Consider the following 12401-nt stretch of genomic DNA (forward strand, 5'->3'; position numbering starts at 1 on the left):
GGAACCGGCCGGATAGGCTCGGGTTCCGATGGACACCGAAGCAGCACAGCACACGGAGCGCGACCGCTCTTCCGACTCCCCTCCGGGGGACGAGGAGCGGTCGCGCTCCGCGCGTTTTTACCGCCCCCTGACGTACGCCGTCGCCTGTCTCGCCTTCCTCCTGCTGCTCAGCGGATTCGTGGTGCAGCCCTTCCTGATCCCCAGCACCTCGATGCAGCCCACCCTGGAGGTGGGCGACCGTGTGCTGGTGAACAAGCTGGCGTACCGTTTCGGGGCCGAGCCGCAGCGCGGGGACGTGGTGGTGTTCGACGGGGAGGGCTCGTTCGTACGGGAGCAACCCGCGGGCAATCCCGTCACGGGCGCCCTGCACTGGGCCGCGGCCTCGCTCGGTCTGGCGGAGCCGGACGAGACCGACTTCGTGAAGCGGGTGGTGGGGGTGGGCGGCGACCGCGTCGTCGTGGACCGGCGGGGGAGGCTCCAGGTGAACGGGCGGAGCGTGGACGAGACGTACCTCTATCCCGGCGACAGCGCGTCCCGGGTGCCCTTCGACATCGTGGTGCCCGAGGGGAAGCTGTGGGTGCTGGGCGACCACCGCTCCCGCTCCAGCGATTCCCGCGACCACCTGGGCAGCCCCGGCGGCGGCATGGTGCCGGTGGAGCGGGTCATCGGCCGCGCGGACCTGATCGCCTGGCCGCTGGGACGCTGGGGTGCTCCGCAGCGTACGGACGCATTCGACGGCGTACGGGAAGCGACTGGCGCGCATGGGTAGCCGCGGCCGGGACCGGGTGCAGGCGGACGCCCCGCTGCCGACCGGGAGCCGGTCGACGGCGGACGCCGAGGAGCGGCCGGGGCCCGGCCGGGCCGAGCGGCGCAGGCTGGCGCAGAAGGTGAAGCGGCGGCGGCGCAGGTCTGCCGTCAAGGAGATACCCGTCCTCATCGTCGTGGCGCTGTTCATCGCGCTGGTGCTGAAGACGTTCCTGGTGCAGGCCTTCGTGATCCCGTCGGGCTCGATGGAGCAGACGATCCGGATCGGCGACCGGGTGCTGGTCGACAAGCTGACCCCGTGGTTCGGGTCGCGTCCCGAGCGGGGCGAAGTCGTCGTCTTCAAGGACCCGGGCGGCTGGCTGGAGCAGGAGAAGAAGCCGGCGAAGGAGGATCCGGTCGGGATCAAACAGGTCAAGGAGGGGCTGACCTGGATAGGTCTGCTGCCGTCCGCGGACGAGCAGGACCTGATCAAGAGGGTGGTCGCGGTCGGCGGCGACACGGTGAAGTGCTGTGACAAGAATGGTCAGGTCACCGTCAACGGCGTACCGCTCAGTGAACCCTATGTGTTTCCGAACGACCGGCCGTCCAAGACCCCGTTCGAGGTGAAGGTCCCCGAGGGCCGGGTCTTCGTACTCGGCGACCACCGGTCGAACTCGGCCGATTCCCGCTTCCATCTGAACGAGAAGTACCAGGGAACGGTCTCCGAGGAGGACGTACTGGGCCGGGCCTTCGTCATCGGCTGGCCGGTCGGGCACTGGCGGAAGCTGGAGATCCCCGACACCTACGCCCGGGTCCCCGAACCGCGCGCCGGGGCGGCCGCTGCGGGACAGCAGTCGCATAGGGTGGCGTCCCAGGATCGTCAGGTCCTACTCCCGAGCCAAGGGGAACTCCCGCTCGTTATGGGAGTGGTGGGCCTGCGCCTTCTCGGGCGCGGGCGGTGGCACGGAGTGAGGAGTGGATGTGGGGGATGTGGCGGTCGGTGCCAGGTCCGGACACGACGGACCCGAGGAGCAGCCCGAGCCCGAGCGGCGTGCCGATGCGTCCCCGCCCGTGACCGGACCTCCGGCGGCGGAGCGGAGCGGTGGACCGGTGAGTGACGCGCAGGACGTTCGTGACGGCGACGGCAGCGGCGACGACGAGGACGAGGGTGCGAAGAAGCCGCGTTCCTTCTGGAAGGAGCTGCCGCTCCTCATCGGCATCGCCCTCCTGCTGGCGCTGCTGATCAAGACCTTCCTGGTGCAGGCCTTCTCGATTCCCTCCGAGTCGATGCAGGAGACCCTCCAGAAGGGCGACCGGGTGCTGGTCGACAAGCTGACCCCGTGGTTCGGCGCCGAGCCGGAGCGCGGCGAGGTCGTCGTCTTCCACGACCCGGGCGGCTGGCTCAACGACACCGCGGTGGTCGAGCCCAACGCCGTGCAGAAGGTGCTCAGCTTCATCGGCCTGATGCCGTCCGCCGAGGACAAGGACCTGATCAAGCGGGTCATCGCGGTCGGCGGCGACACCGTCGAGTGCAAGGTCGGCGGCTCGGTGCACGTCAACGGCAAGGCGCTCGACGACAAGTCGTACATCGCGCCGAAGGGCGCCCCGTGCGACGACCAGCCCTTCGGTCCGCTGAAGGTGCCGGACGGCAAGATCTGGGTGATGGGCGACAACCGCGCGAACTCGCTCGACTCCCGCTACCACACCAAGCTCCCCACCAAGGGCTTCGTCGACAACGACGAGGTCGTTGGGCGGGCCGTGGTCGTGGCCTGGCCGATCAGCCGCTGGGCGACGCTGCCGGTGCCCGACACCTTCGACCAGCCGGGGCTGGCGAGCGCGACGGCCGCCGCGGTGTCGGTGGCGCCGGGCGCGCTGGGTCTGGCGGGCGCCCTTCCGCTGGTGCTCTGGCGCAGGAAGAGGCTGTCCGGGGCACGTACCGACGGGTAGGGTGCCGTCCCAGATCGTTGATCTCCGAAACAGGGGGAGCGCTGGGATGGGCGAAGCAGGACGCAAGGAAGACGGCCGCGGCCGCCTCGGCAATGTGCTGTCGGGGCTGGCCGTGGCCGTCGGCTGTGTGCTCTTCCTCGGCGGGTTCGCCTGGGGAGCGCTGGTGTACAAGCCGTACACCGTGCCGTCGGACTCGATGACCCCGACGATCAACACCGGCGACCGGGTGCTCGCCCAGCGGATATCGGGCGACGAGGTGCGGCGCGGGGACGTCGTGGTCTTCACCGACGAGGTGTGGGGCGCGATGCCGATGGTGAAGCGGGTGGTCGGCGTCGGCGGCGACAAGGTCGTCTGCTGCGACAAGCAGAACCGCCTCCAGCTGAACGGGAAGGCGCTCGACGAAACGTATCTGCCGGCGGCCTCCCGGCAGGGGACGGCCGTGACGTCGTTCAGTGCGACGGTGCCCGAGGGGGAGCTGTTCCTGCTCGGCGACGAGCGGCGCACCTCGGTGGACTCCCGGGGCCACCTCGGCGACTCCACGCACGGCACGGTGCCACTGGCCCGGGTGGATGCCCGGGTGGATGCCGTGGCCTGGCCGGTCGGCGGCGTGGTGGAGCGGCCGGGGGCCTTCGCGGACCTGCCGGGCGGGGTCTCCGCGCCGGGACCGGTCAAGCTGCTGGTGACGGCGGTCGTGGTGGGAGTGGTGCTGATCCTCGGCGGGGCGGCGTACGGGCCGCTCGCCAGCATGGCCGGACGACGGAAGAAGGTGCGGGCGTGAGCTCTGAGACTGCAGGTGTGGATGTGACCGCGGAGACGACCGGTCCGGACAACGTGACCGCGGAGACGACCGGTGCGGACAACGGGTCGGGCAGGCCGCTGCGGAAGGTCGCACGGGTCATCCTGCTCGACCCCGAGGACCGGGTGCTGCTGATGCACGGCTTCGAGCCCGAGGAGCCGGACCGCAAGTGGTGGTTCACCCCGGGCGGCGGCCTGGAGGGCGAGGAGAGCCTCGCCGAGGCGGCGCTGCGCGAGGTCGCGGAGGAGACGGGGATCACGGACGTCGAGCTGGGGCCCCTGCTGTGGCAGCGGGTCTGCTCGTTCGTGTTCGACGGGCGGCGCTGGGACCAGGAGGAATGGTTCTTCCTGGCCCGTACCCGGCAGACCGAGACTGATATGACCGGCCTCACGGAGCTGGAACGACGCAGCACGGCGGGGCTGCGGTGGTGGTCCTCCGCCGCGCTGTCGGCGACGCGTGAGACGGTGTACCCGACCAGGCTCGCCGAGCTGCTGCGCACGCTGCTCGACGAGGGTCCTCCGAGTACGCCGATCGTTCTGGCCCCGGAAATCGCATAGGGGCGTACGGGGCTGGCGCACAATAGGGGGACGCACGGCTGAAGGGGAACATGCCATGAGCGCCGAGGACCTCGAGAAGTACGAGACCGAGATGGAGCTGAAGCTCTACCGGGAGTACCGCGATGTCGTCGGTCTGTTCAAATATGTGATCGAGACCGAACGGCGCTTCTACCTCACCAACGACTACGAGATGCAGGTGCACTCGGTCCAGGGCGAGGTGTTTTTCGAAGTAACGATGGCGGACGCATGGGTCTGGGACATGTACCGGCCCGCCAGGTTCGTCAAGCAGGTGCGGGTGCTCACGTTCAAGGACGTGAACGTGGAGGAGCTCAACAAGAGCGACCTGGAGCTGCCGGGCGGCTGAGTGCCCTCTCGCTGATCGCCCCCCCCTCACGGGTGACGGAGTTTTCCACAACTGCCCGGTTGTCCACCAAGATCCACTGAATCGCGGGGATTGCGTCACATTCGGTTCCGGAGGTGGAACCGAATGAACGCAACCCGCACACCCGGTCCCCGAAGCGCACGCGGGGGCCTCGGCCGGTACGGCGAGGACCTCGCGGCCCGACGGCTCACCGAGGCCGGAATGACCGTCCTGGAGCGCAACTGGCGCTGCCGGGCCGGAGAGATCGACATCGTGGCCCGCGACGGCGACGCGCTCGTCGTCTGCGAGGTCAAGACCCGGCGGACCGGCGCCTTCCAGCACCCCGCCGAAGGCATCACCGCCGACAAGGCCCGACGCCTGCACACCCTCGCCGAGCTCTATCTGCACGCGCACGGCGGCGCACCCCCGGGCGGCGCCCGGATCGACCTGGTGGGCGTCACCCTGCCCCGGCGCGGGGCCCCCGTCGTGGAACACCTGCGGGGGGTGGCCTGATGGGATTCGCGCGTACGTGTTCGGTGGCGCTGGTCGGCGTCGAGGGCGTCGTCGTCGAGGTGCAGGCCGACCTGGAGCCGGGCGTCGCGGCCTTCGCCCTGGTCGGGCTCCCCGACAAGAGCCTGGTGGAGAGCAAGGACCGGGTGCGGGCCGCGGTGGTCAACTCCGGGGTCCTGTGGCCGCAGAAGAAGCTGACGGTGGGGCTCAGCCCCGCCTCGGTGCCCAAGTCCGGCAGCGGCTTCGACCTGGCCGTGGCGGTCGCCGTGCTGAGCGCCGCCGAGCGCGTCGACCCCCGGGAGATCGCCGACCTGGTGGTGATCGGCGAACTGGGGCTCGATGGCAGGGTCCGACCGGTGCGCGGCATCCTCCCGGCGGTGCTCGCCGCCGCCGAGGCGGGATACCGGCAGGTGGTCGTGCCCGAACAGTGCGCGGCGGAGGCCGCGTTGGTGCCGGGCATCTCCGTCCTCGGGGTACGCAGCCTGCGCCAGCTCATCGCGGTGCTCGCCGGGGAGGAAGTGCCGGAGGAGGAGCCCGCCGAGGAGGGGCGGCCCGACGCCATGCTGGCCGGGCTCATGGTGCCCGGCGCGGGGGCGGGCACCGGACTGACCTCCGGCGGCGACGAGGTGGCCGACCTCGCGGACGTCGGCGGGCAGGGCGTCGCCCGCTTCGCCCTGGAGATCGCCGCCGCCGGCGGACACCACCTGCTGCTGCACGGGCCGCCGGGCGCCGGCAAGACCATGCTGGCGGAGCGGCTGCGGGGCCTGCTGCCTCCGCTCACCCGGCAGGAGTCCCTCGAAGTCACCGCCGTGCACTCGGTGGCGGGCATTCTCCCGCCCGGCGAACCGCTGGTCACCCGGGCCCCGTACTGCGCGCCCCACCACTCCGCGACCATGCAGTCCCTCATCGGCGGCGGCAACGGACTGCCCCGGCCGGGCGCGGTCTCCCTCGCTCATCGAGGAATTCTCTTTATGGACGAAGCGCCTGAATTCACCGCCAAGGCGCTCGATTCGCTGAGGCAGCCGCTGGAGTCCGGGTACGTGGTGGTGGCCCGCAGCGCCGGGGTGGTGCGGCTGCCCGCCCGCTTCCAGATGGTGCTGGCGGCGAACCCCTGTCCCTGCGGGCGGTTCGGGCAGACGGAGGCCGTGTGCGACTGCGGGGCTGCGACGGTCAGGCGCTATCAGGCCAGGCTGTCGGGGCCGCTGATCGACCGGGTCGACCTCCGGGTCAGGGTGGAGGCCGTGACCCGCTCCGACCTGATGGACGCCGGTGGACACGGGGAGACGACCGAGGCCGTCGCGGCCCGGGTGCGTGCCGCCAGGGAGCGGGCCGCCGCCCGGCTGGCGGGCACGCCCTGGGCCAACAACAGCGAAGTGCCGGGCCATGAACTGCGCACCCGCTGGGTGTCGGCGCCCGAGGCCTTGGGCGCCGCCGAGCGGGACATGGAGCGCGGGCTGCTCACCGCACGCGGCTTCGACCGGGTGCTGCGCGTCGCCTGGACCGTCGCCGACCTGCACGGCCACGACCGGCCCGACCGCAACGACCTGGAGCTGGCCCTCCAGATGCGCACCGGGGTCGACCGGGGCGCGGTCCGGCCGCCGCACCGGGCGGACCCGCCGGTCCTGGTGGGCGGGGGAGTGACATGAGCCCGGGGAGGAGCTGTGGGGCCGAGGAGCCGGGAGCGGAGATGCCGCGGGCGGAGGCGTCGGTGCGGGCGGGCGAGGAGGCGCGGGCCGCGCGGGCCGCGCTCACCGGGATCATCGAACCCGGTGACGAGACCGGCGGACGCTGGCTGCGCGAGCACGGCCCCGTCGAAGTGCTGCGCAGGCTGACCGCGCCCGCGTTCATGCCCGGAGCACCCCTCACCGGGGCCAGTGAGAAACGGCTCGACGGCTACCGCAGCCGGGCCGCCGCCGTCGACCCGCAGCGGTACCTGGCGGCGGCGGCCTCCGTCGGCGGGCGGCTGGTCTGCCCCGGCGACGAGGAGTGGCCCGGCCAGCTCGACGACCTCGGGGACGCCCGGCCGGTCGCGCTGTGGGTCAGGGGCCGGCCGAACCTGCGGATGTGGGGCTTGCGTTCCGTCGCCGTCGTCGGCGCCCGCGCCTGCACACCGTACGGGGCGCACATGGCGACCACCCTCGGCGCGGGCCTCGCCGAGCGCGGCTGGGTGGTCGTCTCGGGGGCCGCCTTCGGCATCGACGGGGCGGCGCACCGAGGGGTGCTGGGCGCGGGCGGGGCCACCGTGGCGGTACTGGCCTGCGGGATCGACGTCGTCTACCCGCGCGGCCACGCCGAGTTGATCGAACGCATCGCGGAACAGGGCCTCGTGGTGGGCGAGTTGCCACCCGGCAGCCACCCCACTCCCAGCCGCTTCGTGCTGCGCAACCGGGTCATCGCCGCCCTCACCCGGGGCACGGTCGTCGTCGAGGCCGAGTACCGCAGCGGTTCGCTCGTCACCGCCCGCAGCGCCGGGCGCCTGGGCCGCTTCACCATGGGCGTGCCCGGTCCCGCCACCAGCGGACTCTCGGCGGGCGTCCATGAACTGCTGCGCGGCGAGGGCGTGCTGGTGACCGATGCGGCCGAAGTCGTCGAACTCGTCGGCGAGATCGGCGACCTGGCCCCCGCCCGGCGCGGACCCGTCCTGCCCAAGGACCTCCTGGACCCCGTCACTGCCCGGGTGCTGGAGGCGCTGCCCGCCCGGCGCACCGCCGACGCGCGCGACGTCGCACGCGAAGCGGCGACCACCCGGGACGAGGCGCTCGCCAGGCTGTACGAACTGCACTCCCTCGGGTTCGTCGAACGCCACGGCGACGGCTGGCAGTTGGCGTCAAGTGCGGTACGCGCCGCGCGCGACCGGCGAGGCGGTGCTTGACCAGGGGCTTCTGAGTGAAAAAGTAACGAGAATGACCGTGGAACCAGGCATTCGACCCCGGCAGGAGCCGCCGCGCCCGGCGACGGCAACCGCGCCCGGGCGCGGCCCGCGGCCGTCAACCGGACGATCCGGCTCCATGTCCTTCGCGCACTGCGACGCCTCTGTCACGCTACGCTCGCAAGGATTTCGCCTCGCTCAGGCACCACACATGGCACCAAGTCCCCCTCACGTCACAGCAGAACGGCTCAAGGCAACGCATGCCCCAGCACACCTCCGGGTCTGACCGCGCGGCAGCGCCCCCGGCTGCCCGCGGTGCCGTACGGCCCCCGGCGCCCTCGTCCGTGGACGAGTTGTGGCGGTCGTACAAGACCACGGGCGACGAGCGGCTGCGGGAGCAGCTGATCCTGCACTACTCGCCGCTGGTGAAGTACGTCGCGGGCCGCGTCAGCGTGGGGCTGCCCGCCAACGTCGAGCAGGCCGACTTCGTGTCCTCCGGAGTCTTCGGGCTCATTGACGCCATCGAGAAGTTCGACATCGAGCGCTCCATCAAGTTCGAGACGTACGCCATTACCCGCATCCGCGGCGCGATGATCGACGAACTGCGCGCCCTGGACTGGATCCCCCGCTCCGTACGGCAGAAGGCCAAGGCCGTCGAGCGCGCCTACGCCACCCTGGAGGCCAAGCTCCGCCGGACCCCCTCCGAGGGCGAGGTCGCCTCCGAGATGGGCATCGCGGTCGAGGAACTGCACGCCGTCTTCAGCCAGTTGTCGCTCGCCAACGTGGTCGCCCTCGAAGAGCTGCTGCACGCGGGCGGCGAGGGCGACCGCCTCAGCCTGATGGAGACGCTGGAGGACACCAGCGCCGACAACCCCGTCGAGGTCGCCGAGGACCGCGAGCTGCGCCGGCTGCTCGCCCGCTCGATCAACACCCTCCCCGACCGCGAGAAGACCGTGATCACCCTCTACTACTACGAGGGCCTCACCCTCGCCGAGATCGGCAATGTGCTCGGCGTCACGGAGAGCCGGGTCAGCCAGATCCACACCAAGTCGGTCCTCCAGCTCCGGGCCAAGCTGGCGGACGTCGGCCGCTGAGCCGCACAGGGGCGCAAAAGCCGCTGAATCGGTCCTGCCGGGTGTACCCCGTCGTCTTCTCCGGCGGGCATCCGTATTGTGGATGCGTGCCAAGGATTCGAGCGGCCTCCGTGGCCGAGCACCGGACGATGCAGCGCAGTGCCCTTCTGGACGCTGCCCGCTCCCTCCTGTCCGAAGGCGGTACGGAGGCGCTGACCTTCCCCGCCCTCGCCGAGCGCACGGGCCTGGCCCGCTCCTCGGTCTACGAGTATTTCCGCTCCCGGGGGGCGGTCGTCGAGGAGCTGTGCGCCGTCGACTTCCCCGTCTGGGCGGCCGAGGTCGAGGACGCCATGGCGGCGGCCGACACCGCCGAGGGCAAGGTCGAGGCGTACGTACGGCAACAGCTGACGCTGGTCGGCGACCGTCGTCACCGGGCCGTCGTCGCGATCTCCGCGAGCGAGCTGGACGCCGGCGCCCGCGAGAAGATCCGTGCCGCGCACGGCGGACTCGTCACGATGATCGGCGACGCCCTGCGCGACCTCGGCCACGAGCAGCCCCGGCTGGCCGCCATGATGCTCCAGGGCGTCGTGGACGCGGCCGTCCGCCGTCTGGAACTGGGCGGCGCCGCCGAGGACCCGGCCGTCATCACCGACGCCGCCGTCTCGATGGCCCTGCGCGGCGTCCGGGGCTGACGCCCCAGCCGCCCCGTCGCCCCAGCCACCACACGGGGCCCGCCAGCACCGCCACCGGCAGCGCCCCGTCCCGTACCGCAGCAGCGGGCAACGGCACCCCGAACACCGGCAGCAGCCGGGGCGGGCCGCGGTGCAGCAGGCCGGGCGGGAGCAGGGACAGCGGGTCCAGGTAGTCCGCACCCCGCAGCAGACCCCAGTGCAGACAGCCGCCCGCGGGGCAGTGGTACGCCCCCGGCTCCAGCACCGCCACCACCTGACCCGCACGCACCTCCTCGCCCTCCGTGACCAGGGTGCGCACCGGCTCGTACGTCGTGCGCAGCGGCGGGTCCCCGGTGCCGGGCAGCGTGACGGACAGCACTCCGCGCCCCGCCACCCGGCCCGCGAACGACACCTTCCCCGCCGCCGCGGCCCGCACCGGTGCGCCCGGCTCGGCCGCCAGGTCCACACCGCGGTGCCCGGCCGCGTACCGCGAGGGCGGCGGCTCCCAGCCCCGTACGACAGCAGGGCGCACGCCCACCGGCCAGGCGCGGTCCTGGTCCTCGGCGGCGAGGGCCGGGACGGCCTGCCACAGGAGCACGGCCAGGGTCAGGAGCATCAGTCGGTACATGCGAGAACGGTCCCGCAGCGGGCGATTTCGCGGGGATCATGGACCGGATCTGTGGACGGCCGGACGGTTGTGGACAACGCCGTCACCCGGCACTGTGCGGGTCCCGTACACTTCTTGTGGCGATCCGGGTCACCGGGTCGACTTCGCACGTCCCGCCACCACCCTCTCAGCGGTCAGTGGCAGCGTCGCTCGGTCCTCAAGGGTTCACTCCTCGACGGTCACGACGCGTGGGACGTCAGGCGCGACCGCCGTCCGGCGGAAGCGATAACCGAGTACCTCAAGGAGTACGGCCATGGCCGTCGTCACGATGCGGGAGCTGCTGGAAAGCGGCGTCCACTTCGGTCACCAGACCCGTCGTTGGAACCCGAAGATGAAGCGCTTCATCTTCACGGAGCGCAACGGCATCTACATCATCGACCTCCTGCAGTCGCTGTCGTACATCGACCGCGCCTACGAGTTCGTGAAGGAGACCGTCGCCCACGGCGGTTCCATCATGTTCGTCGGTACGAAGAAGCAGGCCCAGGAGGCCATTGCCGAGCAGGCGACCCGCGTGGGCATGCCCTACGTGAACCAGCGCTGGCTCGGCGGCATGCTGACCAACTTCTCCACCGTCTACAAGCGCCTCCAGCGCCTGAAGGAGCTGGAGCTCATCGACTTCGAGGACGTGGCCGCGTCGGGCCTCACCAAGAAGGAGCTCCTGGTTCTCTCGCGCGAGAAGGCCAAGCTGGAGAAGACCCTCGGCGGTATCCGCGAGATGTCGAAGGTTCCCTCCGCGGTGTGGATCGTCGACACCAAGAAGGAGCACATCGCCGTCGGTGAGGCGCGCAAGCTGCGCATCCCGGTCGTCGCGATCCTCGACACCAACTGCGACCCCGACGAGGTCGACTACAAGATCCCCGGCAACGACGACGCGATCCGCTCCGTCACGCTGCTCACCCGCGTGATCGCCGACGCCGTCGCCGAGGGCCTCATCGCCCGCTCCGGTGCCGCCACGGGCGACTCCAAGCCGGGCGACAAGGCCGCCGGCGAGCCCCTCGCCGAGTGGGAGCGCGACCTGCTCGAGGGTGACAAGAAGGCTGACGAGGCTCCGGCCGCCGACGCCGCCGCCGAGGCTGCTCCGGCCGCCGAGGCCGAGAAGCCGGCCGAGGCCGCTGCCGAGGCTCCGGCCGCGGACGCCGAGCAGGCCTGACCCAGCCCTTAACGGCTGACAGACGGCGGGGGAGGGTACGCCCACAGGCGTGCCGCCCCCGCCGTCCACCCGTAGATCACGTAGACGCTTCACTCATCCGTCGACGCAGATCACGTAGATCACGACCTTCGACTTTCGAGAAGAGATTCACAGACTCATGGCGAACTACACCGCCGCTGACGTCAAGAAGCTCCGCGAGCTCACCGGCGCCGGCATGATGGACTGCAAGAAGGCGCTCGACGAGGCCGACGGCAACGTCGACAAGGCCGTCGAGGCCCTCCGTATCAAGGGTCAGAAGGGCGTCGCCAAGCGCGAGGGCCGTTCTGCCGAGAACGGTGCCGTCGTCTCCCTGATCGCCGACGACAACACCTCCGGTGTCATCGTCGAGCTCAAGTGCGAGACGGACTTCGTCGCCAAGGGTGACAAGTTCCAGGCCGTCGCCAACCAGCTCGCCGCGCACGTCGCCGCCACCAAGCCGGCCGACATCGCCGCGCTGCTCGCCTCCGAGATCGAGGCCGGCAAGACGGTTCAGGCGTTCGTCGACGAGGCCAACGCCAACCTGGGCGAGAAGATCGTCCTGGAGCGCTTCGCCCAGTTCGAGGGTGCGTACGTGACCGCGTACATGCACCGCACCATGCCCGACCTGCCCCCGCAGATCGGTGTTCTGGTCGAGCTGGACAAGGCCGACGCCGAGCTGGCCCGTGGCATCGCCCAGCACATCGCCGCCTTCGCGCCGAAGTACCTCACCAAGGAAGACGTTCCGGCCGAGGTCGTCGAGGCCGAGCGCCGCGTCGCCGAGGAGACCACGCGCGCCGAGGGCAAGCCCGAGGCCGCCCTCCCGAAGATCGTCGAGGGTCGCGTGAACGGCTTCTTCAAGGAGGCCACGCTCCTGGGCCAGCCGTACGCGCTGGACAACAAGAAGTCCGTCCAGAAGGTCCTGGACGAGGCCGGCGTCACCCTGAAGCGCTTCTCGCGCATCAAGGTCGGCATCTGAGTCCGTACGTCCGACCCTGTCGACGTAACGCGAACATCGCCAGACCCGGCTAGGGTCTGATG

At 71.2% G+C, this 12401-nt stretch carries 14 protein-coding genes; 13 read left to right on the forward strand and 1 reads right to left on the reverse strand.

The features are described 5' to 3' along the window. Positions 1–28 precede the first annotated feature (28 nt). The 11 genes from lepB (IE269_RS27480) (at position 29) to IE269_RS27530 (ending at position 9549) form a co-directional block, all read left to right on the forward strand. Positions 29–769 carry a signal peptidase I gene (gene lepB / locus IE269_RS27480; protein ID WP_189825846.1) on the forward strand — a complete coding sequence of 247 codons (741 nt, stop codon included), beginning with the start codon at positions 29–31 and terminating at the stop codon, positions 767–769. Next, entirely contained in the window at positions 762–1862 is a 1101-nt protein-coding gene (gene lepB, locus IE269_RS27485; protein WP_189825847.1) for a signal peptidase I, read from the forward strand. Before lepB (IE269_RS27480) ends, lepB (IE269_RS27485) begins: the two co-directional genes overlap by 8 nt. Further along, positions 1855–2691 carry a signal peptidase I gene (lepB, locus tag IE269_RS27490; protein ID WP_189825848.1) on the forward strand — a complete coding sequence of 279 codons (837 nt, stop codon included), beginning with the start codon at positions 1855–1857 and terminating at the stop codon, positions 2689–2691. The genes lepB (IE269_RS27485) and lepB (IE269_RS27490) overlap by 8 nt, the downstream gene beginning before the upstream one ends. 46 nt (positions 2692–2737) lie before the next feature. Beyond that, positions 2738–3469 carry a signal peptidase I gene (lepB, locus tag IE269_RS27495; RefSeq protein ID WP_189825849.1) on the forward strand — a complete coding sequence of 244 codons (732 nt, stop codon included), beginning with the start codon at positions 2738–2740 and terminating at the stop codon, positions 3467–3469. 53 nt (positions 3470–3522) lie between these two features. Continuing rightward, positions 3523–4044 carry an NUDIX hydrolase gene (locus IE269_RS27500; protein ID WP_229898268.1) on the forward strand — a complete coding sequence of 174 codons (522 nt, stop codon included), beginning with the start codon at positions 3523–3525 and terminating at the stop codon, positions 4042–4044. Between the two features lie 55 nt (positions 4045–4099). Next, on the forward strand, positions 4100–4408 hold the full coding sequence (locus IE269_RS27505; RefSeq protein WP_189825850.1) for a DUF2469 domain-containing protein: 309 nt from the start codon (positions 4100–4102) through the stop codon (positions 4406–4408). Positions 4409–4531: 123 nt separating this feature from the next. Further along, positions 4532–4918 carry a YraN family protein gene (locus IE269_RS27510; protein WP_189825851.1) on the forward strand — a complete coding sequence of 129 codons (387 nt, stop codon included), beginning with the start codon at positions 4532–4534 and terminating at the stop codon, positions 4916–4918. After that, positions 4918–6561: a YifB family Mg chelatase-like AAA ATPase gene (locus IE269_RS27515; RefSeq protein WP_189825852.1), complete on the forward strand. Its 1644-nt coding sequence runs from the start codon at positions 4918–4920 to the stop codon at positions 6559–6561. Before IE269_RS27510 ends, IE269_RS27515 begins: the two co-directional genes overlap by 1 nt. Positions 6562–6602: 41 nt before the next feature. Further along, positions 6603–7787 carry a DNA-processing protein DprA gene (gene dprA / locus IE269_RS27520; protein WP_229898263.1) on the forward strand — a complete coding sequence of 395 codons (1185 nt, stop codon included), beginning with the start codon at positions 6603–6605 and terminating at the stop codon, positions 7785–7787. Between the two features lie 257 nt (positions 7788–8044). Continuing rightward, positions 8045–8878, forward strand: a complete 834-nt coding sequence (gene whiG, locus IE269_RS27525) for an RNA polymerase sigma factor WhiG (protein WP_189825854.1) — start codon at positions 8045–8047, stop codon at positions 8876–8878. A 110-nt stretch (positions 8879–8988) separates the two neighbouring features. After that, a complete protein-coding gene (locus IE269_RS27530) occupies positions 8989–9549 on the forward strand; it encodes a TetR/AcrR family transcriptional regulator (protein ID WP_189825949.1) in 561 nt (186 codons plus the stop codon). Here the strand turns inward: IE269_RS27530 and IE269_RS27535 are convergent. Next, positions 9503–10156 carry a M23 family metallopeptidase gene (locus tag IE269_RS27535; RefSeq protein ID WP_189825855.1) on the reverse strand — a complete coding sequence of 218 codons (654 nt, stop codon included), beginning with the start codon at positions 10154–10156 and terminating at the stop codon, positions 9503–9505. The genes IE269_RS27530 and IE269_RS27535 overlap by 47 nt on opposite strands. A 292-nt stretch (positions 10157–10448) precedes the next feature. Between IE269_RS27535 and rpsB the strand changes: the two genes are divergently transcribed. Together rpsB and tsf are read left to right on the forward strand one after the other, a co-directional pair. Next, the gene (gene rpsB, locus IE269_RS27540) at positions 10449–11345 is read left to right on the forward strand and encodes a 30S ribosomal protein S2 (protein ID WP_189825856.1); all 897 of its coding nucleotides are present in this window, start codon (positions 10449–10451) and stop codon (positions 11343–11345) included. A gap of 157 nt (positions 11346–11502) precedes the next feature. Continuing rightward, positions 11503–12339, forward strand: a complete 837-nt coding sequence (gene tsf / locus IE269_RS27545) for a translation elongation factor Ts (protein WP_189825857.1) — start codon at positions 11503–11505, stop codon at positions 12337–12339. Positions 12340–12401 lie beyond the last annotated feature (62 nt).

It is taken from the genome of Streptomyces spiroverticillatus (assembly GCA_014650415.1).
Classification (GTDB): Bacteria; Actinomycetota; Actinomycetes; order Streptomycetales; family Streptomycetaceae; genus Streptomyces; species Streptomyces spiroverticillatus.